The following is a 25,057-nucleotide window of genomic DNA, read 5'->3' on the forward strand; positions in this document are numbered from 1 at the left end:
CAGGGCGCGCGAGGCAGAATGACCAGATGTCGTCCGTCATCCTTTTCGCGCTGGCCGGCTTCCTGCTGGGCGGGGCCTACTCCACCTGGAAAACCGCCCGCCCACTCGCAATCGCACTGGTGGTGCTCGCCGTCCTAGCGACCGCAGGCGCGGTCGCCTGGTTGATGTAGGCACCTCACAACCCACTCGACCACCACGGAGCGAGTCTTACGAGCGACCTGTTCGCCGCCCGTCTCGCGTCCGAGCCGTCGAAGCGCATGCGACGAAGTCGCGAGTCTCGACGGCTCGGACGCGAGACACCAGGGGGCCGCGAACACGCAGCGCCGCAGGCGCTGCAAATCAGACACAGCTCAGTTCTTCGACAGGCGGAAGATCCGTAGATCCTCCGGCACGCCGCTCAGTGGTGCGGCGAATAAACTGCGCCTATACGGCTTGACCGAGAACCCGAGCTCCTCGAGCGTCTCCGGTTCGACGGACTGCAATGTCGCGTGGGAAAGCATGGTGTTGCCGTTGCCGCCGGCCTCCATCACACGAGCGGCGATCGTCACATCCACGCCGAGCCAGTCCCCGCCGATCTCGCGCGGCGAGCCGGTGTGCAGACCGATCCGCATCTGCGGGCGATAACCGCGCACACTGACGTCGGCCAGATTCCGTTTTGCCTGCACAGCGGCGCGCACCGCACGATCGGCCGAGGTGAACACCGCCATCACGCCGTCACCCATGCGCTTGACCACATGACCGCCACGATCGGCGATCGGCGGCTCGATGGCCTTGGCAACCCCGCGCAACAGTTCGAGGGTCGCCTCATCGCCCGCCGAGAGCGACCAACTGGAGAACGCCACCAGGTCGGTGAACATCACAGTTATTTCTTCGCTACCTCGACCGCCGCCTACACGCTCCAACATGGCCTGCCAGACCTGCAGCGCGCCGAACCCGATTTCCCGGGCCGCGCTCGGCGTATCGCCGACCAACTTATCCGCCGCGCGCGCAACCGCGCGGGCACCGCCCGGACCTGAAACCGACAGTGGGTCACCGAAAGACGGGTCACCGGGCAGTTGTTCGCGCGCCTTGCGCAGTACGCCGATGATGTCGGGCCGCTGGTTCGCGGCATTCACCAGTGCGGAAAACTGTCCGCGTCGAATCCCCGAGCCGGGACGACGAGCGGATCGGTCCTCATCGGCGGGTACCAACGGTATGGTCACCTCGGACGGAACGCCCCCGTTGTCTTCCGGTTCCATCCCCGGCTCAGCACCGCCGGAAGGTGTTTCGGTCACGCCCCGAGCGTATCTCAGCCGACCAACCGTCGGCGGGTTACTTATTGTCGCCACCTGTGCCCCCTCGATCAGACTGAGCGGGCACTACGCCGGGTCCGCCAATGGGTAACTCACTGGTTGCCGACTCCGACAGTAGCCAGCATCGATTCTGGATGGAAGCGGTGCCGGGCTTAGTTTCCGGGATGTTCACATACTGCCTGGATTGCCCGAATACATACACCGACCCGGTGTGGAAGGGGATTCACACACCGGGCCGATGTTCGCATAGTCCGCCGGGCAGTGGCGAACAGTGCGCGGGGCGCTCGGACCTCCCGACAAGGTCGGCACCCGTCACCCGAGCGGCGAGGGAGGGCAACTCGGGTAGTTCAATCATGCATCGCGTTGGTTGACCATAACCAGTGCAGCGCCGAAGACAATTGCGACGAAAGCCGTGAAGTACAGCAGGCCACCCCACGGTCCCCAGTGCCAGTTCGCCGTGGATTCCGAGGCGCTGTAGAAGTGGCTCGCATTCGCGAACGGCAGGAACGGCTGCACGTTGCGCCCAAAGCTGCCGAAAGCGCCGAGCAGCGGCTCGATCAGCAGAGGCCAGAGCACAATCAGCGAAATCGCCGCCGCCGACTGCCGGACCAGCACCCCGACGCCGACCGCCAGGATCACGCTGAGCAGGGCATAGACCGGAATGCCGTAGATCTCGCGCCAGGCATCGCCGCCAGAGAGCGTGAGGTTTTTGCTCGCCTCGCCGCCGATCGCCTTGGCGATCGCGAAGGCGGCGAAGGCCAGCACGACGGTGAGCACCGCGCCGTACACGCCGACCAGACCCGCCTTGGTGGCGATCACCTTGGCGCGATGCGGTGTCGCCTGGAAGGTGGTCCGGATGATGCCGAAGCGGTATTCGCTGGTCACAGTCAAGGTGGCCATGATCATCAGGACCATCACGCCGAATCCGCTGATCCCGCCGACCGCGGTGCCGACGGTCAGGTCGAGCGCATTCTCCTTGCCCGACGACGAGCGGGCCACCGCCGCGAACAGCGCGGCCAGGCCGAGGGCGAGCACCACCACGATCGCCGAGCACCACCACGGCGACCGGGTCGAGGTGAGCTTGATACGTTCCGCTGCCAGCACGCCCATCAGAGCGCACCTCCCATCGCTGTGTAGGACGCGGCGTCCGCGGGGCCCTGCGTGGTTACGCGAGCTGCCGCCTCCGGGCCTGACGCTCCCGCCGGGTCGAAGCCTTCGCCGTGGTACTGCACCGCGCCGCCGGTCATCCGCATGAATGCCTCTTCCAGCGAGGCCCGCTGCGGTGCCAGTTCGTACAGGGTGATGTCGTTCGAACCGGCCAGCTTGCCGACCGCGTCACTGGTCACCCCGGCGACGACCAATGCGGCGCCGTCCTGGCCCGTGCCGTCCTCGCGGACGGTCATGCCATTGGAGGTGAGCAGGCTGCGCAACTGCTCGAGCTGCGGACTACGCACGCGCACCGACTGTTCCGAGGCGCGCTCGATGAATTCCTGGGTGGTCGAATCGGAAATCAGCTGACCGCGTCCGATCACGACCAAATGCTCTGCGGTCTGGGCCATTTCGGAGAGCAGATGGCTGGAGACCAGCACCGTCCGCCCCTCGGCCGCGAGCCGCTGCATGAAGCGGCGGATCCAGAGGATGCCCTCGGGGTCCAGGCCGTTCACGGGCTCGTCGAACAGCAGTACCGGCGGATCGCCGAGCAGCGCCCCGGCCAGGCCCAGCCGCTGCGACATGCCGAGGGAGAAGCCACCGGCATTCTTACTCGCCACCTCGGACAGGCCGACCAGCCGCAGCACCTCGTCCACGCGGGACATGGCGATCTCGTTGGAGGCAGCCATCCACTGCAGATGCGCGCGGGCCGAACGGTTGGGATGCACCCACTTGGCGTCCAGCAGCGCACCGACGGCGCGCAGCGGATGGTCCAGCTCGTGGTACGGCTTGCCCTGGATCAATGCGGTGCCCGCGGTGGGCTTGTCCAGGCCGAGGATCATTCGCATGGTGGTGGATTTACCGGCGCCGTTCGGCCCAAGAAAGCCCGTCACCTGTCCGGGTCGAACGGTGAAGGAGAGATCTTGAACCGCGACGGTCTGCCCGTAATGCTTGGTCAGGCCCCTCAGCTCGATCATGATGACCAGCTTTCCTCATTGCGCGGCCACGCGCGTCATTAAATGGTGCCGAGTTCAATCATCCTCGAGGATGACGAAGGCCCTGGGGCCGCATCAGGGGAATCACCCTGACCGGTCTCCCCGTTAACGGGCTGTGCGCGGCAGGTCTCCCGGCGGTAGCGGCGATGATTCCAGCGGCCAGATCAGCGCATACCCGAGCCGCCGGGCCAGCCGCCGAACCTGCGCGGCCTCCATGCGCGGCCACCAGTGCTCGCTTCACGCGCCTGACTTGCGCATATCGACGCGCGCCGAACCACGCGCGACAGGGTCTCCCCTGACTCAGCGGGCCGGTGAGGAGGCTTGGGCCCAAAAGCGTTTGGGAATGCGGCCTGCGCGACGGGCCAGGTGACCTGCGTTGACCGCGTCCTTCATCGCGGCCGCCATGAGGGCGGGGTTCTGGGCGCGGGTGACGGCGGTGGCGAGCAGGACCGCCGAGCAGCCGAGTTCCATGGCCAGTGCGGCGTCGCTCGCGGTGCCGATGCCCGCGTCGAGGATGACCGGGACGCCCGCAGCCGCCACGATCATCTCGATATTGTGCGGATTGCCGATGCCGAGTCCGGTGCCGATCGGGGCGCCGAGGGGCATGACGGCGGCGCAGCCCGCGTCCTCCAGTCGGCGGGCCAGGATCGGGTCGTCGGTGGTGTAGGGCAGCACGACGAATCCGGCGTCGACCAATTGTTCTGCGGCGGTTAGCAATTCGATTGGGTCCGGGAGCAGGGTGCGCTCGTCGGCGATCACCTCGAGTTTGACCCAGTTGGTGTCGAGCGCCTCGGCGGCCAGTTGCGCGGTGAGCACTGCCTCGGCGGCGGTGCGACAGCCCGCGGTATTGGGCAGCGGCATGATCTCGAGGCGTTTGAGCAAGTCGAGGACGCCGGTGCCGCCGACGGCGTCGACCCGGCGCATGGCGACCGTGGTGAGCTCGGTGCCCGAGGCGATGAGCGCCTCCTCCAGCACGGCGAGGTTCTCGGCGCCCCCGGTGCCCATGATGAGGCGGGAGCCGAACCGCTTGCCCGCAATCTCCAGTGCGTCAGGGGTTTCCAGTGCGTCAGCCACCCTGAACCGCCGTAAGCACTTCGATCTCCCAGCCGCGGCCGACCGGCTCGTCCCAGCGGGACTTCGGGAAAACCGCACCGTCCACCGCGAGCGCGACGCCCTGCGACGGCAACCCGAGACGATCGAGCAGTTCACGCACCGTGAGGGATTCGTCGAATTCGTGGTCCTGCCCGTTCACGGTGACACCGATGGGGACCGAGGTCATCGAACTCCTCCTGCAGATGTAGCGAGTGACGGCGGGTGCGCCGTCGAAAAACGTTGGGGGTCGGCGGCTTTCGCGTCATCGAGCGATTTGCCATCGAGCAGGCTCAGCACCGCGTCGACGGTGAGCGGCACCGCGAGCATGCCGTTGCGGCCGTGGCCGGTGGCCGTCACGATCCGGTCGGTGAGCCGTCCGATCAAGGGCAGGTTGTCGGGGGTGCCCGGCCTGGATCCGGCGCTGGCCTCGGCCAATTCGTATTCGCCGATACCCGGCAGCACCGCTTCGGCGTCGGCGATCAGGTCGCGGACTCCGGCGACGGTCACCGTCGTGTCGTAGCCCGCCTCGTATTGTGTTGCGCCGACGACGATTCCGTCCGTGCGCGGCACCAGGTAGACCTGCCTGCCGTGCACGCGCGCGCGAATCACGCGCTGCGGCGGGGGTGTCGCGCCCGGACGATGGCGCAGGCGCAGGATCTCTCCCTTCACCGGGCGGACCGGGAGTCCTGGCCACAGCAGCGACGATGCCGCGCCCACGGCGAGCACGATTTGGTCGTACGGAAGGGCGTCCACCGAGTCGACCGTCTCGGCACGCACCTCGACTCCTACTGTGCCGCAAGCATTTTGGAGCGCTGCCAGCAGCAGCCGGTTGTCGATTGCGGGTTCGGCGGCAGCGCGCAAACCGGCGCGCACGGTGCGTGCCAGCGCGGGTTCCAGCGCGCGCACACCGGCTCGGTCGAGCACCTCGAGCTCATGGCCTCGGCCGCCGACCCATTCGGCCACGGTGCGCAGATCGGCGGCATCCGCGCCATCCAGCGCGACGGTCAGGGTTTCATCGGCGACGAATACCGCTACACCGGTAGTCGATTCCAGTCGGGCGGCGAAGTCGGGCCAGCGCGCCAACGAGGCGGCGCCGAATTCCAAGACCAGGTCCTCCCCCGGCCAGCCCTCGGACAGTGGTGCGAGCATTCCCCCGGCAACCCAGGAGGCGCCGGAGCCGACGGCGGGATCGAATACGGTGACCGACCATCCCGCCTCGGCCGCCCGCCAGGCGGCGGCGAGTCCGATGGCGCCGCCACCGACGACGGCCAGAGTCCGCATTTGATCCACCTGCCTCACTATTCGCATCCCCACGGTAGCGCGACTACGGTCGAGCACGTGCAACCCTCCCACCAGTTCCGGTCCCTACCGCCCAGGGAGCGTTTGGCTACCGCCCGGCTGTATCTCTGTACGGACGCACGCAGGGAGAAGGGCGACCTGGCCAGGTTCGCCGAGGCCGCGTTCGCGGGCGGTGTCGACATCATTCAGCTCAGGGATAAGGGTTCGCCCGGCGAGGCGAAGTTCGGCCCGCTCGAGGCCAAGGCCGAGATCGGCGCACTCGCCGAATTGAAGGCCGCGGCCCGCAGGCACGGCGGACTGGTCGGGGTGAACGATCGTGCCGATATCGCGCTCGCCGCAGGGGCCGATGTGCTGCACCTCGGACAGAACGATCTGCCACCGTGGTACGCGCGACGCATTCTCGGACCCGATGTGGTGATCGGGCGCTCCACCACCAACCGCGCGCAGGCCGGGCTCGCGGCGGTCGACGAGAACGTCGACTATTTCTGCACCGGACCGGTGTGGGCGACGCCGACGAAGCCGGGACGTCAGGCGGCGGGCCTGGACCTGGTGCGTTCCACCTCCGACGCCCACCCGACCCGGCCGTGGTTCGCGATCGGCGGCATCGATGCCGAACGACTACCCGAGGTGCTGGCCGCAGGAGCCGAGCGCGTCGTCGTAGTCCGCGCTATCACCGAGGCGCGGGACCCCGAAGCAGCCGCACGGCATCTCAAAACCGCGCTGCTCCACAACTCGGCTCATCGAGGGTAGTCAATTGGTCGCTCCACACCCCACCCGCAACCGCCATTCGACTACCCTCGACGAACTCTCGAGAACGCAACCACAGCCAGTGGACTGAGCTGGCAGCCACGGGCTGACCACCTGGCTGCGGGAGGTAAGCCGGGTACGGCACACGACGCACCCAGCACGGCCAGGAAAACCACGAGACGGCAAACGACCTTGGGGCAGCAGCCTCCGAGGAGTCGGTGCAGGACGACAAGACCCCCCACAGCCCACTCAACCCGAACGGGGCAACCAAGCCTGAAGCTCAGCCCGCTGCCCACTCAATCGGCTGCGGGCTGCTAACCGATGTCGGAACACGCACTTTCAGGACAGCACCTGGACTCGGGTGAGCGAAAAGACCGAATCGGGCGGGGTGAGCTCCGAATTCGCGTCCGCCCGCCCGGCATCCGTCGCATCAATATCCGCGTCGACGATGCGGGCGTATGCACCGGGGCCTTCGGGATCCGCGTGCAACCAGACGAAGCCCTGATCGGCGAGGTCGACAGTACGAGGCAGCGCTGCCGCGACCGTACCGGCGTCGTCCACATCGATGTCGTCGAGGCGGACGCGCGCCGGAGCCGCCCGCAATGCAGGCCAGGAGGCCGCGAAGCCGGGGTGCAGCGGATGGCTGTCGACCTCGCCCTCGGGGACCCAGGCCAACGCACTGCTCTCCCGGTTGCGACTGGTCGGCAGAGTCATCGCGGCATCGGCAACAACGGTGGTGTACGTCCAGCCGCTCAACGCCGTCGCGGTGATTCGCTCGCCGCGCACCCGAACATCGGCGGGATCGATGCCCGCTTCCTCCCATGCCTCGCGGACCGCCGCGTGCACCGGGGTCTCGTGGCTGTCTCGGGCGCCGCCGGGCAGCGCCCAGGTGCCGCCCTGATGACTCCACGGCGCGCGGTGCTGCAACAACACCGCAGAACCGCCGCCTGCGAGCGGGGCGCGCAGCAGAAGTCCGGCGGCGCCGAAGCGGCCCCAATGCCGCAATCCGTCCGGGTCGCGTGACCAACCGTCACCGTCACCACGCATCTGGTTACCATCCTCATCTAGCCGTCGCGCGGTTGTTTCACACGCCACGGCGCCGGTAAGACCACAATAAGCTCCCAGCAGGAGCACATGTGCGCACCAACCGGGGAGGTGGAGATGGCAGCACTCGACTCGACGACGGCCCCGCGGCCGCCGTCGGTCACGGCCGATGTCGGGCCCGAGCGGCTGGACGTGCCGCGCGAGGCTGGGCTACGTGCCCATCTGGACCCGGCGAACCTACGATCCTTCGCGCTATCGACACCGGGCCGGCTCATCGCCATCGGTCTGCTGCTCATCGGCCTGTGCTTGGCCGCGGGCACGATGACCGCGTCGACGGTGAGCGATCGCCAGCAGGCACTGGACATCCTGCTCGACGACACCGAGCCGGACGCGAACTCCTCGCACCACCTCTACACGTCGCTGTCCATCGCGGACGCCGCGGCGAGTACCGCATTCATCGCGGGCGGCCTGGAACCGGAGACCGTGCGCGATCGCTACAGCCAGGCGCTGGGTGAGGCGTCCGCGGAATTGGTGACGCAATCAGGTCACGCGGCCGGACAGGCCACCGACGACGACCCGGATACCCGACTGCGTACCGGCATCGCCACCGGCCTGCCGGTCTACTCTGGTCTGGTCGAAACCGCCCGTGCGAACAATCGCAACGGGTACCCGGTCGGCGCCGCGTATTTGAGCGAGGCATCGAATCAGATGCAGACCGTCCTGCTGCCGATGGCCGCACAACTGCAGAGCCATCGCTCCGATGCCGTGAGCGCGGCCCAGCGGCATCACGTGCAGCCGCCGTGGCCCGCTATCGGTGTGCTGATACTTGCGCTGGGAGCGCTGATCTGGGCGCAGTTCGATCTGTCGAAGCGCTGGCATCGCGTGCTCAATCCGGGACTGCTGCTCGCTTCCACCGGGATGCTGATCCTGCTGGCGTGGACGCTGGTCGCCGGATCGGTCTCGGCCGCGGAGATGATCGGTGGCCGCGACCACGGCGCGGTGCCGAGCTCCCGTTTGACCGAGAGCCGCATCCTGACCCAGCAGGCGCGTTCGGCGGAGACGCTGAAGCTGGTGCGCCGCGACGCCACCGGTGACTACGACCGGACCTACGAGTCCAGCGTCACCCGGCTCAACGAACTGCTCAGCGGCTATCCGTCCGATGCGCCCGCGGCCGATGAGATCGCGAAGGCTCGTGAGGCGCTTACCCGTTGGCGAGCGGCCCATCAGCGCATGAACGACACTCTCGCCCGCGGCGATTTCGTCGGAGCCGCGACGGTGGCGACCGGACCGGGCTCGGCGGATGCCGAAGCACAGGTGGAATCACTGGACCGAGCATTAGGGCTAGGCCTGGACGCAACGCGCGATACGTTGCGCGACAACATCTCCGGTGCGGCCCGATCACTGGACTTCCTGGCACCGGGCGCGATGGTGCTGGGGATACTCGCCGCAGGTTATGTCGGCCTCGGTATCTGGCCGCGACTTCGGGAGTACCGGTGAACCGCGTGCGCGGGCTACTCGCCCCGCTCGCCGCAATCGCCCTGCTCGCCGGGTGCGCAGCGGGCTCGGACACGATCGATACGAAGACCACCGAATACACCGAACCGCCGCTGCCCGCCAAAGCCGTTTCGATACCGACGGACTCACCGATTCCAGCGGAACGCGACGAGCAGTGCGGTGATCCGACCGCGAGTCTGCGGCCCACCGGGGCGGGTGCGGCCGCCCGTGGACCGACCATCGATGCGATTCGGGCCCGCGGCCGGCTGGTGGTCGGATTGGATACCGGCAGTAACCTTTTCAGCTTCCGGGATCCGGTGAGCGGCACGATCGTCGGGTTCGATGCCGATATCGCCAGGGAGGTCGCGCGCGATCTGTTCGGCAATCCGGAGCAGATCGAGTACCGCAGTCTCGGGTCCGCTGAGCGCGAGTCCGCGCTACAGAATCATCTCGTCGATATTGTCGCCAAGACGATGACGATCAACTGCGAGCGGCGGCAGAGGGTCACCTTCTCGACCGTCTATCTGCACGCGAATCAGCGCGTGCTCGCGGTGAAGAACTCCGGTATCCGAAGTCTGGCCGATTTGGCCGGTAAGCGGGTGTGCATCGTATCCGGCACCACCTCGCTGGACCACATGCGCCGCGAGCAGCCCGGCGCGACCATCCTCACCGTGCCCACCTGGGCCGACTGTTTGGTCGTGCTGCAGCAGCGTCAAGTCGACGCGATCAGCACCGACGACGCCGTACTCGCGGGTCTGGCCACGCAGGACTCGTCGTACACCGAGCTCGTCGGGCCCAGCATCAGCGTCGAGCCCTACGGCATCGGAATCCCCAAGGGCAACGACGATCTCGTCCGCTTCGTCAACGGCACGCTGGAGCGCATCCGCAATGACGGCACATGGGCCCGGCTGTACCAGCAATACCTCATCGCTCTAGGGCCGGTCCCAGCGCCGCCCGTCGCGACCTATCAGGACTGACGGCGATGACATCATCACCGCACGATTCCCCCGATTCGACCGAGGGCGAGCTGAAGGAACCCGCCGAGGAATCCGGAGAAAGCACCAGGGCAACCACGTTCGTCGAACCGGATATGGCCGAACCGGGCTCTGCGGCCATCGAAACGATCAGGTGGTCACCGGGCACCGGCCCGGAGGCCGAAAACGAGAAATCCGCTCGTCACCACTCCGCCTCCGCCGAGACGACCCGTGACCACCCCGCCTCCGCGGAAACGATCCGCCACCAACCCGCGTCCGGCGAAACCGTTCGCCGCGACAATATGGCCGCCGAATTCACCGTCGGCGCATGGAATGCCCCGGAGCCGACCTCCGCCGCGACCATGCGCACCTCCGGCCGCAGCGTCCGCACCGCGCGCTCGCGACCGACGACGCGCAAACTCGGCGCCGGATTGGTCACGATTCCGAATATCCCGCCCGCCGATCCACGCACCGCGGTGCTCGCCGATCCCGTTGTCTCCGAGGGCAGGCGCTTCTGTTGGCGCTGCGGCAACCCGGTCGGCCGCGCCAGCGCGACACGCCCCGCGACAACCGCGGGCACCTGCGAAACCTGCGGTGCGCCATATGATTTCCGCCCGTCACTGCACGACGACGATATGGTGTCGAGCCAGTACGAGATCCAGGGCTGTATCGCGCACGGTGGACTCGGCTGGATCTACCTCGCGATCGACCGCAATGTCAGCGACCGCTGGGTCGTCCTGAAGGGTTTGCTGCACGCGGGCGATACCGAGGCGCAGGCGGTGGCCGTCGCCGAACGCCAATTCCTCGCCGAGGTGGCACATCCCAGCATCGTCAAGATCCACAACTTCGTCGAGCACACCGGCCCGGACGGCGAGTCGATCGGCTACATCGTCATGGAGTACGTCGGCGGCCGCTCGCTGCGCGATATCCTCGACACCTATCCGCGGCCGGAGCGGATGCCGGTCCCCGAGGCGATCGCATATCTGCTGGAGATCCTGCCCGCGCTGGAGTATCTGCATTCGATCGGGTTGGCATACAACGACCTCAAACCCGACAACATCATGGTCACCGAGGATCAGGTCAAGCTCATCGACCTCGGTGCCGTCACCACCATCGATGCCTACGGAAACCTGTACGGCACCAGGGGTTTTCAGGCACCCGAGATCGCCAGGACCGGACCGACGGTCGCCTCGGACATCTACACGGTCGGTCGGACGCTGGCCGTGCTGACGCTGAGCATGCCGATGGAACAGGGACGCTATCTCGACGGCATTCCCGACCCCGCCGACCATCCGGTGCTCGAACGCTACGAGTTCTTCCATCGCCTGCTGCTGTGCGCGACCGATCCCGATCCCGAGCGCCGCTTCCCCTCCGCGCGCGTCATGTCGGCGCAGTTGGCCGGGGTACTGCGCGAGATCCTGTCCATGGAGACCGGCGCCGAACATCCACAGCTGTCCACAGTTTTCAGTCCACAGCGTGGCAGCTTCGGCACCGAGGAGTTGATCAGCCAAACCGACGCCTATGCCGACGGCGTCGCCAGAAGCAATCTGCTGCGCGCCGCCGAAGTGGCTGCGGCACTTCCGGTTCCGCTCATCGATCCGACGGACGCATCGGTGCCGGTGCTCGCGGCCGTGGCTCATCCGGAACCGAACGATGCGCTTGCGGCGCTGCAGGAGGCACATGAGCGCGCCGTGGCCGATCCCGAAAAAACGCAGGAGACATGGGATCTGGAGCTGACGCTGGCCGAGGCCAAGCTCCGGCTCGAACTGGGCGAGCCGGCGGCGGTGCTGCAGATGCTGTCACGGGTGCCCGGCGATCACGATTGGCGCATCGACTGGTACCTGGGCCAGGCCCAGCTGCTCGAGTTGGATTACGAGCAGGCCTACAACAGCTTCGATGCGGTGCTGCGAGTGCTGCCCGGCGAGATCGCGCCCAAGCTCGCACTCGCGGCGACCGCGGAACTCGTTCTGCAGCATTGGGATTCGGACGACCACGAACAGTGGCGGGCTTATGCGCAGAAGTTCTACGCCACTGTCTGGCGCACCGATCGCGCCGTGGTGAGTGCCGCATTCGGCCTGGCCAGGCAGTCGGCCGAGGCGGGTGAGGTCGACGAGGCCGTACGCGCGCTCGATGAGGTGCCCGCTGCCTCCCGCCACTACACAACGGCCCGAATGACCGCGGTATGGCTATTGCTCACCGCCGCCCCGATCGCCGAACTCCCCGAATCCACCCTGCACCTTTCGGCCTCGCGGGTCGTCGGTCTGCCCAGCGGGGAGAGCCGCGCGACTCAGATGCGCGTGCTCGTCCTCGGTGCCGCGCTGGCCTGGCTGCAATCGGGCAATACGCCGAGGAGCGACGGGACGACCCTCTTCGGCGCGCCGTTCACCGAGCGCGAGCTGCGCGCGGGCACCGAGGCCGGGCTGCGCGCCCTGGCCCGCAGCGCCCCCGGCCGCAATCACCGCTATGCGCTGGTCGACCTGGCGAATTCCATCCGAGCCAAGACCTGGATCTGATCGCTGCAAAGCAAAACCCGGCCGGGAGGGAACGCCGGCCGGGCTCGGATCTCGATTCGCGGAGCAGTCGGCACACCGATGACCCCCGGGTTCCGCGCTTCCTGCCCGCCCCGGGGGCAGCCGGAGCGGGCACATCGGGAGCGGCGAGGGCATCGCGGACCCGATAGCGGCGGAGGTCCAGCCCCGGTCACGGCGTCCGGCGCGAACCTGATCCGATACCAATACTGCCGCAGCGAGTGTGAGGATTCCGTGAGGTTTTCTTGAGCCGCTCAATCAGCACGCTGATCTGCGACAACGCGGAGTGCGGCCTGCGCGATCGCCAATTCCTCATTGGTCGGCACGACGAGCACCGCGACCTTCGCGTCCGGTGCGGAGATGTGCCGGGCCGCGCGGTCCTTGGCGATATTGCGGTCGGGATCGACTTGGATGCCGAAGCGGGACAGCCCGGCAAGTGCGTCGGCGCGCACCTGCGGGCTGTTCTCGCCGACGCCCGCGGTGAAGGTGATGGCATCGACGCCGCCGAGCTCGATCAGATACGCGCCGAGGTAGCGGCGCAGGCGGTGGATGTACACGTCGTAGGCCAGGCGGGCGGCGGGGTCGCCCGCGTCGATGAGCCGCTGCAACTCGCGAAAGTCGTTGACGCCGGACAGTCCCTTGAGTCCCGCGTTGCGGTTCAGCATTTCGTCGATCTGGTCGACATCCATGTGGGCCGCACGGACCAGATGCGCGAAGATCCCAGGATCGAGGTCGCCGCCCCTGGTGCCCATGACCAGGCCTTCCAGCGGGGTGAGGCCCATGGTGGTGTCGATCGGGTGTCCGCCACGTATGGCCGATGCCGATGCGCCGTTGCCGAGGTGGAAGATGATCTGATTCAGGTCCGCGGGATCTCGATCGAGTAGCGCGGCGACCCGGCCCGAAACGTACTCGTGCGACGTGCCATGGAAGCCGTACTTCCGGATGCCATGCGCGGCAGCGAGTTTCGCGTCGATGGCGTAGCTCTTGGCGGCATCGGGCAGGCCGTGGAAGAACGCGGTATCGAAGACCGCCACCTGCGGTACGCCGGGCAGCAGTTCACGCGCACTCTCGATGCCCGCGACATTCGCCGGATTGTGCAGCGGCGCAAGCGAAGACAAGTCGGATATGGCCGCGACCACGTCGTCATCGATGAGCGTCGGCCGGTAGAACACTTCGCCCCCGTGCACCACGCGGTGCCCGACCGCGCGCACCCCCGCGGTGGCCAGATCGTGGCCAGATTCGGCGAACACATCGAAAACCAGCCGCAGCCCCGCCGTGTGATCGGCGATCGGCTCACGACGTTCGATGGTTCGGCCATCGACCTTGTGCTCGATCCCGGCCTGCTCCTCGCCGATCCGATCGACCATGCCGGACGCGGCGACCACACCCGACTCCGGGTCCAGCAGTTGGTATTTGATCGACGACGAGCCGGAATTGATCACCAGCACCAGGTCATTTGTCATACCAGCACCTCCTGCATCACGCGCATCCCCCGCACTCGGTCAGCAACCGCGAGCCCGGCCGCATTGTTCCGACGTGTGCCACACCGCACATCAGCCTTCCTGCGCTTGGATCGCGGTGATAGCAACCGTATTGACGATGTCGGCGACGAGCGCACCGCGGGAGAGGTCGTTGACCGGTTTGCGCAGCCCCTGCAGCACCGGGCCGATCGCGATCGCACCGGCACTGCGCTGGACCGCCTTGTAGGTGTTGTTACCGGTGTTGAGGTCGGGAAACACGAAGACCGTTGCGCGCCCGGCCACTTCGGAATCCGGGAGTTTGGTGGTCGCCACCGTGGGTTCGATCGCGGCGTCGTACTGGATCGGGCCCTCCACCGGCAGTTCCGGCTCGCGCTCGCGAACCAGTTTGGTGGCGACGCGCACCTTGTCCACATCGGCGCCGCTGCCGGATTCACCGGTCGAATACGACAGCATCGCGACGCGCGGGTCGATGCCGAAGCGGGCCGCGGTATGCGCCGAGGAGATCGCGATATCGGCCAGCTGCTCCGAGCTCGGATCGGGCACGACGGCACAGTCACCGTAGGCGAGCACCCGATCGGCCAGGCACATGAGGAACACACTGGAGACGGTGGAGACGCCCGGCACGGTCTTGATGATCTCGAAGGACGGCCGGATGGTGTGCGCCGTGGTGTGCGCGGCGCCGGAGACCATGCCGTCGGCGATGCCCTTGTGCACCATCATGGTGCCGAAATACGAGATATCGGCCATGGTTTCGCGGGCGCGCTCGAGTGTCATGCCCTTGTGCTTGCGCAGTTCGGTGTATTCCGTGGCGAATTCGTCGAGGTAACCGGAGGTGCGCGGGTCGAGTACCCGCGCGGCCGAGATATCGACGCCGAGTTCGGCGGCACGGGCGCGCACCGCAGCCTCGTCGCCGAGAATGACCAGATCCGCGATCTTGCGCTGCAGCACCCGCCCCGCCGCGCGCAGGATGCGGTCGTCGTCACCCTCGGGCAGCACAATGGTCTTGCGGTCCGCCCTGGCGCGTTCGATCAGCTGGTATTCGAACATCTGCGGCGTCACCACGGAGGTATCCGGAATTTCGATTCGCTGCAACAACTCCGACGCGTCGACATGCTGTTCCATCAGGGCCAGCGCGGTGTCGACCTTGCGCGGGCTGCCCGCCGACATGCGGCCGCGGGTGCGGTAGGCGGCGCTCGCGGCGTCGTAGGTGCCCAGTTCGGTGGTGAGGATCGGCAGTTTGGGTTTGAGGCCGTTCATCAGCCTGGCGATTGCCGGATGCGGCAGCATGCCGCCGTTCATGATGATGCCCGACAGCGATGGAAAGCCTTCCGCCTCATGCGCATTCACGACACTGAGCAGCACGTCGGAGCGATCGCCCGGCGCGATGACCACGACACCGTCGACCAACCGCTCCAGAATATGTTCAGCCGTCATGCCGCCGACCATGACCTTCAATGCCTCACGCTGCAGCAATTCCACATCGCCGCTGTATATTTCACCGCCGATCGCGGTACACAGTTCGGCCATGGTCGGCGAAATCAGCAGCGGCACTTCGGGTAACGTCCACGAGGGCACATCGAAGCCCTTCAACGCAATGCCGACTTCGTCCAATTGCGCTGGATCGCAACGGTTCGCGATGATGGCCACCAAGTGCGCGTGTTCGAGGGACAGCTCGTGTGCACATAGCTCGGCCAGCTGCTCGACCTCGTCCGGAGTGCGGCCGGAACCGCGCACGACCAGCAGTACAGGTGCGCCGAGGTTCACCGCGATGCGGGCATTGAAGCGCAGTTCGCTCGGGCTGGCCACATCGGTGTAGTCGCTGCCGACGATCACCACCGCGTCACACAGCTTCGCGACCTCGTGGAACCGCATGACGATGTCGCTGATCGCGGCATCCGGATCCGCGTGCACCTGCTCGTAGGTGACGCCGATGGCCTGCGCGTAGTCGATATCGGCGGTGCTGTGCTCGAGCAGCAGTTCCAGGATGTAATCCGGCTCGGTGGTCGAGCGGGTGATCGGCCGGAACACGCCGACCCGGGCGGTGGTCGCGCACAGCATCTGGAGCATGCCGAGGGCCACCGTCGATTTTCCGGTGTCACCCTCCGGAGATGCGATGTACACAGCGGATGGAGCGGTATCGGCCATGTCCGTGAGCTTAATCAACTACCCGGTTCTGAAAGACGAGGGTTTGCTGCTCACGTTCCAACTGGCTGCTAGAGGGGTGGCTGCTTTAGGCACGGTTGATTGGGCGGCCCGATAGTTTTGGTGTCCGAGTGCGGCGATGTTGATTGCGGCGTTATGGTCGGCGTGGCCGCTCCACCCACAATTACGGCACCGGAACAATTCTTGACTGGGTCTGTTCGCGGGATCGCAGCGTCCGCAGCGGTGACAGGTTTTGCTGGTGTTACGCGGGTTGATCACCTGCACAGGCAATCCTGCAGCTCGCGCTTTGTAGGTGATCTGGTCACGCAGCTGCGCGAACGCCCAGGAATGTAACTGATACCGCTGCTCCCTAGCGAGCCGTACCCGGTCTCGAATTCCCGACAGATCTTCTATCGCGATTCCCTGGCCGGTGCGTTGTGCTTGGGCGACAATGGTTTTGGAGAGTTGATGGTTGATATCGGTGGCGTAGCGCGTTTCCTTCCTGCGGCGGGTCTTCAGTTTGCGTTTCGCGGACTTGGTCCCCACTTTCTGCAGGGCGCTCCGCAATGACTTGTTCCTCTTCCTCCGTGCAGTGACCGCGCCACCGGACCACCGATCGTCAAGGTCGGTGGGGTTATCCGCACTGGTAACTGCCAGGTTCACAATCCCCAGATCCACGCCAAGCCACCCGGCGGGGTCATCCACCGGGACCAGCTCGCGCGGGGTGTCGGTCTCGATGGTGGCGTGGAGATAGAAGTCGCCATCGCGGAAGATCAAATCCGACTCACCCTTACGGGCAGTGAGCAGGTTCAACTGCCATGGCGCGCATACGAATCCGACACCCCGCAGTCGCCCTGCGCTGCTCCAGATCGACACTGTCGATTGATCGACCTGCCAAGACAGGCATCGGTCGTCGAATGGTTGACCCGCGTCCTCGCGGAACGCGATCGGCTTACCGACGACTTTCGCATATCGTTTCGATCCAGGCGTGCCGTAATTCCCCCTGGTTAGGTTCGCTTGTCGGGTCGCATACGCGTCCGCGACCTTCTTGATGACCCGGATCGCCGGTTGCGCAGACAACCCACCCGCTTTGAGGTGGGCGTACACCTGCTTCTGCAGCGCGAACGGGCGACGATCAGTAGCGGTGTGCGCGAGCCGCGCGACCATGTTCGCCCCCGCATTGCACAACTTCAGTGTCGCTTTCAGCGCCAAATACTGTTCTTGGGTGGGAGCGAGCTTAACGACGATGACCCGCTTCACAACCCACCCCTTCCTCGATGAAGGCCATTTGGTTTATGTCGCCGAACGAGCATCTCGCCCGGACGTACCGCGAGCAGATCATGACAGAGGTGTGTGACAAGTTCGGCGCGGCGTTAACCACGTTGAACGGAGAGACCGTCAACCGGTCAACACGCGGTTCTCGCCGTCCGTCCGACCGAGACCGCGATCACACGTTCGCGTGTTTGCCCCGACGGATATAGTCCGGGCATGGCTGAGCAATTCCCGAAGCGGCAGTGGGGTACGAACACCAATTTTCTTGCCCGCCTAGCGACCAAGCTCGCATCTACCAAACCCGGGTCATGGATGATTCGGAAGGTCACCCCGCTGGATCGGGCCATCCTCGAACGCACCGACGCCAAGTACACCCTCCTCGGCCCGATCGGTGCCCCGGTCATGCTGCTGACCACCATCGGCCGCAAATCCGGTGAGCCGCGCACCCAGCCATTGCTCTGTCTGCACGACGGCGACACCATCTACGTGATCGGCAGCAATTTCGGCCAGCAGCATCATCCGGCCTGGACCACCAACCTGCTGGCGAACCCGAATGCCACCGTCGCCATCGCAGGCCAACGCATCCCCGTGCGCGCCACGCTGGTCGAATCCGACAAGGACGCCCTGTTCGCCCGCTTCGCCGAAATCACCAGCGCCTATAGCGTCTACCGCACCCGCACCGCCCGAGACCTCCGCATCTTCGCCCTCACACGCGCCTGATCAACCGCACCCCTGCGATTGCGGGCATCGGCTCAGCGCACCGAGGCGATTCTCGAATGGTCGCTGCGGGACTCATCGCGGCCATCATCCGACTCGCCTCGATTGAGCATTTCGCCTGAGCTGGCCGAGCATCGCAGACCAGTCGCGGCTCGGCCGAGAGCACGGAGGCTCGAGCCAGGGCGGAAGAGCTCGAGGAAATCGAACCAGCCGCATTGCCATGTCCGGCCGAGCATCGGCGGGTGGGCCCGACGTTGCTCGGCCGGTGCGACCAGTTTGCGGCTCAGCCCAGGGCGCGGAGGCGGGGGGCCAGGTCGCGCTGGAAGAGGTCGAGGAAGCGGGACTGGTCGTGGCCGGGAGCGTGGAAGACCAGGTGGTTGAGGCCGGCGTCGAGGTAGGGCTTGATCTGTTCGACGGCCTGGTCCGGATCGTTGGCGACGATCCAGCGCTTGGCGATCTGCTCGATCGGGAGGGCGTCGGCGGCGGCCTCCATTTCGATCGGGTCGGTAATCGAGTGCTTCTGTTCGGCGGTCAGCGAGAGCGGGGCCCAGAAGCGTGTATTCTCCAGTGCCAGTTCGGGATCGGTGTCGTAGGAGATCTTGATCTCGATCATCCGGTCGATCTGCTCGACGGCGCGTCCGGCCTTGGCGGCGCCCTCCGCGACGGCGGGCATCAGCTTCTCGGTGTAGAGGTCCATGCCCTTGCCGGAGGTGCAGATGAAACCGTCACCGGCGCGGCCCGCGTAGCGCGCGACCAGCGGTCCGCCCGCGGCGATGTAGATCGGGATGCCGCCCTTGGGCACGTCGTAGATCGAGGCGCCGACCGTCTTGTAGTACTCGCCGTCGAAGTCGGTGCGCTCGCCGGTCCACAGCGCGCGCATGAGGTCGACGGATTCGCGCAGCCGAGCGAAACGCTCCTTGAATTCCGGCCATTCGCCGGTGTAGCCGGTGGCGATCTCATTGAGCGCCTCACCGCTGCCGACGCCGAGCATGATGCGGTCCGGGTACAGACAACCCATGGTCGCGAAGGCCTGCGCGATCACGGCGGGGTTGTAGCGGAAGGTCGGGGTGAGCACCGAGGTGCCGAGTTGGATGCGTTTGGTGCGCTCGCCGACCGCGGCCATCCAGGCCAGCGAGAACGGCGCATGCCCGCCCTTGTGCCGCCACGGCTGGAAATGGTCGCTCACCGTTGCGCTGTCGAGGCCGTGTTCCTCGGCCGCCACCGCGATTTCCACCAATTCCCGCGGTCCGAACTGTTCCGCCGACGCCTTGTATCCGAGCTTGAGATCACCCATATGCGCCACTCCTGTCGCTTCGCTCAGCGGTCCGTGCGGGAGGTTCCGCACACCGTCGGCCGCCTGAATCCCGCGACCGCATCCCGGTACAACCGCAACGGCGACACGGGAGTTCCCGAGCCCATCGGCCTACCTGAGCGCTGCGCGATCGGTTCTCACACGGCCTCCCCTCGACCATAGTCAGCGCCATCCGGCGAGGTGTGCCGGGTCGCACCTGGGCTATCGCATAGCCGGTGGGCATCGCGTACAACTCATACCGTCCGCGGGGATGCCCACTGGATGTGGGGATGGTCGCATCGGGACTGGTATTCGCGCGGTGGATCGGCGGATAGCCGACAATTGGCTTGTGAGTACACCAGATGAACCGATCCTGTCCTACCTGACTGATATGGATGGGGTGCTGGTGCACGAAGACCATCTGGTGCCCGGTGCCGACAAGTTCCTGGCCGAGCTGCGCGGCAATGAGATCCCGTTCCTGGTGCTCACCAATAACTCGATCCGCACGCCGCGCGATCTGCAGGCCCGGCTGCGCCACACCGGACTCGATATTCCCGAGGAGGCGATCTGGACCTCGGCGCTGGCCACCGCGACCTTCCTCAACGACCAGCGCCCCAACGGAACCGCCTACGTGGTCGGCGAGTCCGGACTCACCACCGCGCTGCACGAAATCGGGTACGTACTGACCGATAGCGATCCGGACTACGTGGTGCTCGGCGAAACCCGCACCTACTCCTTCGAGGCGATCACCACCGCGATCCGCCTGGTCGACCGGGGTGCGCGCTTCATCGCCACCAACCCGGACGCGACCGGACCGTCCCGCGAGGGTCTGCTCCCCGCGACCGGCTCGGTGGCCGCGCTGATCACCCGCGCGACCGGCAAGGAGCCGTACTACGTCGGCAAGCCGAACCCGCTGATGATGCGCTCGGCACTGCGCCGGATCGGCGCACATTCACAGTCGACGGTGATGATCGGCGACCGCATGGACACCGATATCGTCTCGGGGCTGGAGGCGGGCATGCGGACAGTGCTGGTCACCACCGGCATCTCCACTCGCGAGTCCGTCGAGCAATTCCCATACCGCCCGACCCTGGTCGTCGATTCGGTGGCCGATCTGGTCGGTCGAACCGACAAGCCCTTCGCCTGACGCGCGCGGAATCGGTCAGCCGGTAATCAGGTCTGGTCGGTAATGGCGTCGAGCGCAGCGGAGAGTCGCGTCATGACCTGGGCGGTCAGCGCGAATTGCTCGGCACCGAGTTCATCGGCGAGCTGTTTCGCCATGACCCTGTGCTGCGGATTGATGCGCTTGATCGCCTCGCGACCCGCGTCGGTGACCGCAACGAGTTTGGCCCGGCGGTGCGCCGGATTCGGCTGGAACTCGGCAAGTCCCTTGTCCACCAACAGATCCGCGATGCGTTGCACACTCTGCCTGGTGATCCCCATGGCTCGGGCGATACCGGCCACCGGCAGCGGTTCGCGCAGCACCGCGCCGAGCACCTGCCACCACGCCGCCGTGATTCCCCCGGGAGCGGCCAATTCCTCTGCGATGGCGAGGAATTGGCCGTTCAGCTGGAACGAGGTGATCGCGACCGTTGCGAAGAGTTCCTGCTCGGGCGTGTCACTCATACCGTGGCGACCCGCTGCGCCTCGTACTCGGAAAGTGCGGCAAAGCCCGCCGGATCGCTGTGGCCGTACAAGCGGTACCACGCGTCCAGCACATGTGGTTCATAGACATCGAGCCTGCGCAACACCTCGCGGGCGAATTCGAAGGGCGCGGTCGGGCCCGCCGTGATGAGATCGCCGTCCAGTACCGCCGCTTGGTCCAGATAACGATCACCGCCCGAATATCCGCTGTAGGCAAGGTATTCCGCGGCCGCACCGGTATGGGCGTGGTTGTCGAGGAGCCCTTCCTTGGCCAAACCGAAGGTGGCACCGCAGATCGCCGCGACCGGAACCCCCGCATCCAGAAACTCCCGCGCCTTGTGCACGAAGGGCACGAGTTCGCCGGTCTCCCAGGTGTCGGCGCCGGGCAGGATCAGCATCGCGCTTGCGGCGGGCGTGAGATCGGCGAGCACCATATCCGGCACGATCCGCATTCCACCCGTCGTGATGATCGGATCGGCGGTGAGTCCAACGGTCTGCACCCGGAACGTTCCCGGCGCCTTCTGCCAGCTGGGCCGATTGATATGCGCGGTCGCCGCACCGACCTCCCAGTCGGCGAGCGTGTCGTAAACGGCCGTGTGAACTGTTTTCGTAGACATGACAGCATGCTGTCATATTTGACAGCATGCTGTCAATGTCTCAGTGTCCGCGTTCGATCTTCGACAGATGCGCGATATTGGCGCGATCCTCCACATCAGCACTCGGTTCACCGCCGAACCACGCGTCCAGGATCTCCGTCAGCTCGGCCCGGGAAGTCGAACGCAGGCTCAGCGCAAGCACATTCGCGTCATTCCACTTCCGCGCGCCAGCCGCCGTCACCGCATCACCACACAACGCGGCCCGGATCCCCGCCACCTTGTTGGCGGCCATAGAAGCCCCCGTCCCCGTCCAACAGCACACCACCCCCTGCTCCGCCCGCCCCTCGGCCACATCCCGCGCCGCCGCCTCACTGGCCCAAGCCCAGTCGTTGCGCTCACTATCCGACAGCGCCCCATGCACCAACGTCTCGAACCCCCGCCGCCCGAGCTCCACCACCAGCTCCTCGGCCACCCCCACCCGCTCATCCGCCGCAACCGAAATTCGCATACCCCAAGCGTAATAACGCCCCCACCGTCCAGCCCCGAAAACGGCGAGCGGCCTGTCCTCGGTCCCGAGGGCAGGCCACCGCTCCGGTCACCAGCCGACGGGGCCGAGGCGATCGATGAAGATCCCGGTCGGCCCGTCGGCGTCGATCGTCGCGAGTTCGAGGATCGAGTCGGTGCCCTCGGTGACCGTCAGCTGGCCGGTGTGGTTGTTCATATCGGTGGCCGCGAATTTACGATTCGCGACCTCACCGGGAGTCGCGACATTGAACTTGATCTTCGGGAGTGCCTGGGCGTACCGCACAGTGATCATGTTCAGCGCCGCTTTCGACGAACTGTAGGCGAGCTCGTGCATCTTCGAGACGGGCTGCTCCGGATCGGTCACGACCGCGAAGGAACCGCCACCACTCGACACCATCACCACCCGCGGATTGTCCGCCGCCTGCAGCAACGGCAGAAACGCATGCGTGACCCTGATCGGTCCGTACACATTGGTGTCGTAGACGGAATGGATTTCGTCGGCGGTCGCGTCCGCGGGCGCGACAATATTCCCCGGCGCACCGGCGTTGTTGATCAACACATCCAGCCGGTCGGTGTGCTCGCGCACGAGCCGTACCGCATCCGACACCGACTCCTCCGAGGTCACATCCAGCGGCACCATCACGACGTTCACCCCCTCTGCGGCGAGTTTGTCCGCGGCGGCCTGTCCGCGAGCCGCGTCGCGCGAGCCGAGGAAGACCGTCCACCCCTGTTCCCCGAGCCGCCGCGCCGCTTCGAGACCGAGGCCCTTGTTGGCTCCGGTGATCAACACTGTGGTCTGTTCTGTGTTCGTCATGCCCACTAAGACGCACCGGCCCGCTCGCGCTGTGACAACCTGTGAGCGGCCTCACAAACACCGGGAATCGACACTGTGCACCGACCCCGCGAGTCGGCCAGAATCCTGGCAGCGTGACTAGACGCGGAAAGCGGAGGGACCGGCAGTGTCAGCTTGGGGTGAGGGTCGTTGTCGGCCTCATGAACAAGACAGCACCATCGAGCATTCCCCCACCCGAGAGCTACCCCACACTACGTCGAAACTGATTGTGTGCCAACAACTCACGGTCAGCGATAGCGCTGGTAGGCGACAACTTGGGTTCCTCCGGCCAATCGGTCGTGAATTCCCTGGCGCGTAGGGCTTTTCGAGATCGTGTATCCGATAATCAGTACTACGGCGAAGGAAATCTGCGCGAACAAATCCGTGTCGGGGGTAGCAATGAGCACTAGCAGGTAGCAGTTGCGGATCAAGGCCGCCGCGAAGCTCGGTTTGCTCGCGTTCTCGGCCCCCCGTACCCGCAGACCCAGCACCCGCATGCCGGGAGTCCAACCCACCCAAGCCTGGAACCCCACAAAGTAGAGCAACATCAGGGCCGCAACGATAAGACCTCGGGTGAACTCGCCCAATCCAACGGTCAGTCCGGTAACTCCAATCGCGAAGAAGACGGGCAGGAGCAGGACAGTCGAGGCGACAAAATCGATCAACAACGCCGCGAACCGGATCCATGCCCCCGGCAGTGTTTGCTGTGGTAACGATCCCAACGGTCGTTGGTCGGCAGCCATGTTTCCGCTCCTCTCGGCTTCGTGCTTGCGGGAGACCCGGTGAGCGGCTCGAGTCCCGCCGTCGGGCTGGTCACCATCTTGTGCCCGATCCACCGACGCGAATACCCAACCTAGGGCTTAGCTCATTAACAGTGCACAACCGAAACCCTTGGGGTGGTCGAACCCGATCCCAGGGTGCCTATCGGCGTCCGGCCCTGGCACTCGTCTCGTTGCAACCGTTCATCGGTCCGGTCGCTCCAACTCGCTGTGGGCCACCCGCACACATAGGCTTGTCCTGTGGAAACGTACGCCCATCAGGGGTGGTTTTTAGTACTTGTCGGCCTGGTAATTCTGGTCGGGCTGGTCGGGATCATCGTCCCGATTCTGCCGGGGGTCATTTTGATCTTCGGCGCCGTCGCCGTGTGGGCGTTCATGACCGGGGGCGCGACGGCGTGGATCGTATTCGCCATCAGCACAGCGTTCTTGGTGCTGTCCGGCGTCATCAAGTACACCTGGCCGGGCCGGAAGATGAAGGATGCGGGCGTATCCAATCGCGCGCTGTTCATCGGCGCGATCTTCGGCATTGTCGGCTTCTTCATCATCCCGGTGGTCGGGTTGTTCGTGGGATTCGTTCTGGGCGTATACCTTTCGGAGCTGCAGCGACTCCGCGAAAACCAACCTGCTTGGCAGGCAACGGTTCACGCCCTCAAGGGTGTGGGCCTTTCGATGCTCATCGAACTCTTCGGTGCGCTGCTGGCGACCGGGGTGTGGGTCATCGGTGCCATCGTGACCTGAGCCGGGGCCGGGTGTCGATCGCCGTTTCCGGTGGCCGGGCCGCGGGGCTACGAGGTGGTGTCGGCGATAACGCCGACGATCAGCACGATGATGGCTCCTACTACTGCCAGGATGATGAATGCGGAGGAGATGATTCCGCAGATGTAACCCGCCATCACCATGGCGCGGCCACCGATCGTGCCGCCGGAGCGATCGATGTCGGCCAGTGCGCGCCGCCCCATGAACCAGGCGAACGGCCCGGTCAGCATGCACAGCACCAGACTCACGATCCCGAGAATCAATATCAACACGGCCTGGGGATGATCCCTCGGCGGTTGTGGATAACTTGGGTAACCGGCCCCCGCTGGAGTTTCGGTCATGCAAGAAGCGTATGTCCGACCACCCGAAGACGGGACGAACTCGGCAAATGAGCGGAACCCACGGCGG

Annotated in this window: 25 protein-coding genes; 8 read left to right on the forward strand and 17 right to left on the reverse strand. The window is 66.0% G+C overall.

Features of this window, described 5'->3' with window-relative positions; all coding sequences use genetic code 11:
• The first annotated feature begins 26 nt into the window (after positions 1-26).
• Positions 27-170 carry a hypothetical protein gene (locus ACZ60G_RS39300; RefSeq protein WP_465817042.1) on the forward strand — a complete coding sequence of 48 codons (144 nt, stop codon included), beginning with the start codon at positions 27-29 and terminating at the stop codon, positions 168-170.
• 180 nt (positions 171-350) lie between these two features.
• On the opposite strand, the gene ACZ60G_RS39305 is transcribed toward ACZ60G_RS39300, so the two are convergent.
• The 6 genes from ACZ60G_RS39305 to thiO all read right to left on the reverse strand — a co-directional run bounded on the left by ACZ60G_RS39305 (position 351) and on the right by thiO (position 5,809).
• Complete coding sequence (locus ACZ60G_RS39305) at positions 351-1,274, reverse strand: adenylate/guanylate cyclase domain-containing protein (protein ID WP_465817043.1); 924 nt, start codon at positions 1,272-1,274, stop codon at positions 351-353.
• A 369-nt stretch (positions 1,275-1,643) separates the two neighbouring features.
• Positions 1,644-2,402: an ABC transporter permease gene (locus ACZ60G_RS39310; RefSeq protein WP_465817044.1), complete on the reverse strand. Its 759-nt coding sequence runs from the start codon at positions 2,400-2,402 to the stop codon at positions 1,644-1,646.
• Positions 2,402-3,418 (reverse strand): ABC transporter ATP-binding protein, encoded by a 1,017-nt coding sequence (locus tag ACZ60G_RS39315; protein ID WP_465817045.1) that lies wholly within the window; start codon positions 3,416-3,418, stop codon positions 2,402-2,404. The genes ACZ60G_RS39310 and ACZ60G_RS39315 overlap by 1 nt, the downstream gene beginning before the upstream one ends.
• 318 nt (positions 3,419-3,736) lie before the next feature.
• Entirely contained in the window at positions 3,737-4,510 is a 774-nt protein-coding gene (gene thiG, locus ACZ60G_RS39320; RefSeq protein WP_465817046.1) for a thiazole synthase, read from the reverse strand.
• Positions 4,503-4,715 carry a sulfur carrier protein ThiS gene (thiS, locus tag ACZ60G_RS39325; protein WP_465817047.1) on the reverse strand — a complete coding sequence of 71 codons (213 nt, stop codon included), beginning with the start codon at positions 4,713-4,715 and terminating at the stop codon, positions 4,503-4,505. The genes thiG and thiS overlap by 8 nt, the downstream gene beginning before the upstream one ends.
• Positions 4,712-5,809: a glycine oxidase ThiO gene (gene thiO, locus ACZ60G_RS39330; RefSeq protein ID WP_465817048.1), complete on the reverse strand. Its 1,098-nt coding sequence runs from the start codon at positions 5,807-5,809 to the stop codon at positions 4,712-4,714. The genes thiS and thiO overlap by 4 nt, the downstream gene beginning before the upstream one ends.
• Before the next feature lie 57 nt (positions 5,810-5,866).
• Here thiO and thiE point away from each other — a divergent pair, with 57 nt between their 5' ends.
• Positions 5,867-6,577 (forward strand): thiamine phosphate synthase, encoded by a 711-nt coding sequence (gene thiE / locus ACZ60G_RS39335; protein ID WP_465817049.1) that lies wholly within the window; start codon positions 5,867-5,869, stop codon positions 6,575-6,577.
• Positions 6,578-6,913: 336 nt separating this feature from the next.
• On the opposite strand, the gene ACZ60G_RS39340 is transcribed toward thiE, so the two are convergent.
• Positions 6,914-7,621, reverse strand: a complete 708-nt coding sequence (locus ACZ60G_RS39340; RefSeq protein ID WP_465817050.1) for an NUDIX hydrolase — start codon at positions 7,619-7,621, stop codon at positions 6,914-6,916.
• Positions 7,622-7,735: 114 nt separating this feature from the next.
• On the opposite strand from ACZ60G_RS39340, the gene ACZ60G_RS39345 reads away from it, so the two are divergent.
• From ACZ60G_RS39345 to ACZ60G_RS39355, 3 genes are all read left to right on the forward strand, one after another.
• Entirely contained in the window at positions 7,736-9,115 is a 1,380-nt protein-coding gene (locus ACZ60G_RS39345; RefSeq protein ID WP_465817051.1) for a hypothetical protein, read from the forward strand.
• Positions 9,112-10,089 carry a glutamate ABC transporter substrate-binding protein gene (locus ACZ60G_RS39350; protein ID WP_465817052.1) on the forward strand — a complete coding sequence of 326 codons (978 nt, stop codon included), beginning with the start codon at positions 9,112-9,114 and terminating at the stop codon, positions 10,087-10,089. The genes ACZ60G_RS39345 and ACZ60G_RS39350 overlap by 4 nt, the downstream gene beginning before the upstream one ends.
• A gap of 113 nt (positions 10,090-10,202) precedes the next feature.
• A complete protein-coding gene (locus ACZ60G_RS39355) occupies positions 10,203-12,599 on the forward strand; it encodes a serine/threonine-protein kinase PknG (protein WP_465817104.1) in 2,397 nt (798 codons plus the stop codon).
• Positions 12,600-12,868: 269 nt separating this feature from the next.
• On the opposite strand, the gene ACZ60G_RS39360 is transcribed toward ACZ60G_RS39355, so the two are convergent.
• From ACZ60G_RS39360 to ACZ60G_RS39370, 3 genes are all read right to left on the reverse strand, one after another.
• Positions 12,869-14,077, reverse strand: coding sequence for an acetate kinase (locus ACZ60G_RS39360; RefSeq protein WP_465817053.1), 1,209 nt, complete (start codon positions 14,075-14,077; stop codon positions 12,869-12,871).
• Between the two features lie 90 nt (positions 14,078-14,167).
• Positions 14,168-16,240 carry a phosphate acetyltransferase gene (pta, locus tag ACZ60G_RS39365; RefSeq protein WP_465817054.1) on the reverse strand — a complete coding sequence of 691 codons (2,073 nt, stop codon included), beginning with the start codon at positions 16,238-16,240 and terminating at the stop codon, positions 14,168-14,170.
• A gap of 18 nt (positions 16,241-16,258) precedes the next feature.
• Positions 16,259-17,497 carry an RNA-guided endonuclease InsQ/TnpB family protein gene (locus ACZ60G_RS39370; RefSeq protein ID WP_465817055.1) on the reverse strand — a complete coding sequence of 413 codons (1,239 nt, stop codon included), beginning with the start codon at positions 17,495-17,497 and terminating at the stop codon, positions 16,259-16,261.
• A gap of 228 nt (positions 17,498-17,725) precedes the next feature.
• Here ACZ60G_RS39370 and ACZ60G_RS39375 point away from each other — a divergent pair, with 228 nt between their 5' ends.
• Positions 17,726-18,229: a nitroreductase family deazaflavin-dependent oxidoreductase gene (locus ACZ60G_RS39375; RefSeq protein WP_465817056.1), complete on the forward strand. Its 504-nt coding sequence runs from the start codon at positions 17,726-17,728 to the stop codon at positions 18,227-18,229.
• 280 nt (positions 18,230-18,509) lie between these two features.
• Here the strand turns inward: ACZ60G_RS39375 and fgd are convergent, their stop codons facing one another.
• Positions 18,510-19,520: a glucose-6-phosphate dehydrogenase (coenzyme-F420) gene (gene fgd, locus ACZ60G_RS39380; protein WP_040696830.1), complete on the reverse strand. Its 1,011-nt coding sequence runs from the start codon at positions 19,518-19,520 to the stop codon at positions 18,510-18,512.
• 388 nt (positions 19,521-19,908) lie between these two features.
• Here fgd and ACZ60G_RS39385 point away from each other — a divergent pair, with 388 nt between their 5' ends.
• Positions 19,909-20,664, forward strand: coding sequence for an HAD-IIA family hydrolase (locus ACZ60G_RS39385; protein ID WP_444980802.1), 756 nt, complete (start codon positions 19,909-19,911; stop codon positions 20,662-20,664).
• Positions 20,665-20,690: 26 nt separating this feature from the next.
• On the opposite strand, the gene ACZ60G_RS39390 is transcribed toward ACZ60G_RS39385, so the two are convergent.
• From ACZ60G_RS39390 to ACZ60G_RS39410, 5 genes are all read right to left on the reverse strand, one after another.
• A complete protein-coding gene (locus ACZ60G_RS39390; protein WP_465817057.1) occupies positions 20,691-21,143 on the reverse strand; it encodes a MarR family winged helix-turn-helix transcriptional regulator in 453 nt (150 codons plus the stop codon).
• The gene (locus ACZ60G_RS39395; protein ID WP_465817058.1) at positions 21,140-21,778 is read right to left on the reverse strand and encodes a DJ-1/PfpI family protein; all 639 of its coding nucleotides are present in this window, start codon (positions 21,776-21,778) and stop codon (positions 21,140-21,142) included. The genes ACZ60G_RS39390 and ACZ60G_RS39395 overlap by 4 nt, the downstream gene beginning before the upstream one ends.
• Positions 21,779-21,818: 40 nt before the next feature.
• Entirely contained in the window at positions 21,819-22,265 is a 447-nt protein-coding gene (locus tag ACZ60G_RS39400; RefSeq protein WP_465817059.1) for an RpiB/LacA/LacB family sugar-phosphate isomerase, read from the reverse strand.
• An 87-nt stretch (positions 22,266-22,352) separates the two neighbouring features.
• A complete protein-coding gene (locus ACZ60G_RS39405; RefSeq protein ID WP_465817060.1) occupies positions 22,353-23,096 on the reverse strand; it encodes an SDR family NAD(P)-dependent oxidoreductase in 744 nt (247 codons plus the stop codon).
• Positions 23,097-23,362: 266 nt separating this feature from the next.
• Positions 23,363-23,857, reverse strand: coding sequence for an RDD family protein (locus ACZ60G_RS39410; protein WP_465817061.1), 495 nt, complete (start codon positions 23,855-23,857; stop codon positions 23,363-23,365).
• Positions 23,858-24,133: 276 nt separating this feature from the next.
• On the opposite strand from ACZ60G_RS39410, the gene ACZ60G_RS39415 reads away from it, so the two are divergent.
• The gene (locus ACZ60G_RS39415; RefSeq protein WP_465817062.1) at positions 24,134-24,631 is read left to right on the forward strand and encodes a DUF456 domain-containing protein; all 498 of its coding nucleotides are present in this window, start codon (positions 24,134-24,136) and stop codon (positions 24,629-24,631) included.
• A 47-nt stretch (positions 24,632-24,678) separates the two neighbouring features.
• Here the strand turns inward: ACZ60G_RS39415 and ACZ60G_RS39420 are convergent, their stop codons facing one another.
• Complete coding sequence (locus tag ACZ60G_RS39420; RefSeq protein WP_465817063.1) at positions 24,679-24,990, reverse strand: DUF4190 domain-containing protein; 312 nt, start codon at positions 24,988-24,990, stop codon at positions 24,679-24,681.
• Positions 24,991-25,057: the final 67 nt, after the last annotated feature.

Source organism: Nocardia sp. NPDC102475, from assembly GCF_055584605.1.

What these genes read in the sequence shown, in the direction of transcription:
- ACZ60G_RS39300 (WP_465817042.1), top strand. Translation starts at nt 27, where the DNA reads ATGTCGTCCGTCATCCTTTTCGCGCTGGCCGGCTTCCTGCTGGGCGGG.
- ACZ60G_RS39310 (WP_465817044.1), bottom strand. Translation starts at nt 2,402, where the DNA reads ATGGGCGTGCTGGCAGCGGAACGTATCAAGCTCACCTCGACCCGGTCG.
- ACZ60G_RS39315 (WP_465817045.1), bottom strand. Translation starts at nt 3,418, where the DNA reads ATGATCGAGCTGAGGGGCCTGACCAAGCATTACGGGCAGACCGTCGCG.
- thiS (WP_465817047.1), bottom strand. Translation starts at nt 4,715, where the DNA reads ATGACCTCGGTCCCCATCGGTGTCACCGTGAACGGGCAGGACCACGAA.
- thiO (WP_465817048.1), bottom strand. Translation starts at nt 5,809, where the DNA reads ATGCGGACTCTGGCCGTCGTCGGTGGCGGCGCCATCGGACTCGCCGCC.
- ACZ60G_RS39340 (WP_465817050.1), bottom strand. Translation starts at nt 7,621, where the DNA reads ATGCGTGGTGACGGTGACGGTTGGTCACGCGACCCGGACGGATTGCGG.
- ACZ60G_RS39345 (WP_465817051.1), top strand. Translation starts at nt 7,736, where the DNA reads ATGGCAGCACTCGACTCGACGACGGCCCCGCGGCCGCCGTCGGTCACG.
- ACZ60G_RS39355 (WP_465817104.1), top strand. Translation starts at nt 10,203, where the DNA reads ATGGCCGAACCGGGCTCTGCGGCCATCGAAACGATCAGGTGGTCACCG.
- ACZ60G_RS39360 (WP_465817053.1), bottom strand. Translation starts at nt 14,077, where the DNA reads ATGACAAATGACCTGGTGCTGGTGATCAATTCCGGCTCGTCGTCGATC.
- pta (WP_465817054.1), bottom strand. Translation starts at nt 16,240, where the DNA reads ATGGCCGATACCGCTCCATCCGCTGTGTACATCGCATCTCCGGAGGGT.
- ACZ60G_RS39375 (WP_465817056.1), top strand. Translation starts at nt 17,726, where the DNA reads ATGGCTGAGCAATTCCCGAAGCGGCAGTGGGGTACGAACACCAATTTT.
- fgd (WP_040696830.1), bottom strand. Translation starts at nt 19,520, where the DNA reads ATGGGTGATCTCAAGCTCGGATACAAGGCGTCGGCGGAACAGTTCGGA.
- ACZ60G_RS39385 (WP_444980802.1), top strand. Translation starts at nt 19,909, where the DNA reads ATGGATGGGGTGCTGGTGCACGAAGACCATCTGGTGCCCGGTGCCGAC.
- ACZ60G_RS39390 (WP_465817057.1), bottom strand. Translation starts at nt 21,143, where the DNA reads ATGAGTGACACGCCCGAGCAGGAACTCTTCGCAACGGTCGCGATCACC.
- ACZ60G_RS39395 (WP_465817058.1), bottom strand. Translation starts at nt 21,778, where the DNA reads ATGTCTACGAAAACAGTTCACACGGCCGTTTACGACACGCTCGCCGAC.
- ACZ60G_RS39400 (WP_465817059.1), bottom strand. Translation starts at nt 22,265, where the DNA reads ATGCGAATTTCGGTTGCGGCGGATGAGCGGGTGGGGGTGGCCGAGGAG.
- ACZ60G_RS39405 (WP_465817060.1), bottom strand. Translation starts at nt 23,096, where the DNA reads ATGACGAACACAGAACAGACCACAGTGTTGATCACCGGAGCCAACAAG.
- ACZ60G_RS39410 (WP_465817061.1), bottom strand. Translation starts at nt 23,857, where the DNA reads ATGGCTGCCGACCAACGACCGTTGGGATCGTTACCACAGCAAACACTG.
- ACZ60G_RS39420 (WP_465817063.1), bottom strand. Translation starts at nt 24,990, where the DNA reads ATGACCGAAACTCCAGCGGGGGCCGGTTACCCAAGTTATCCACAACCG.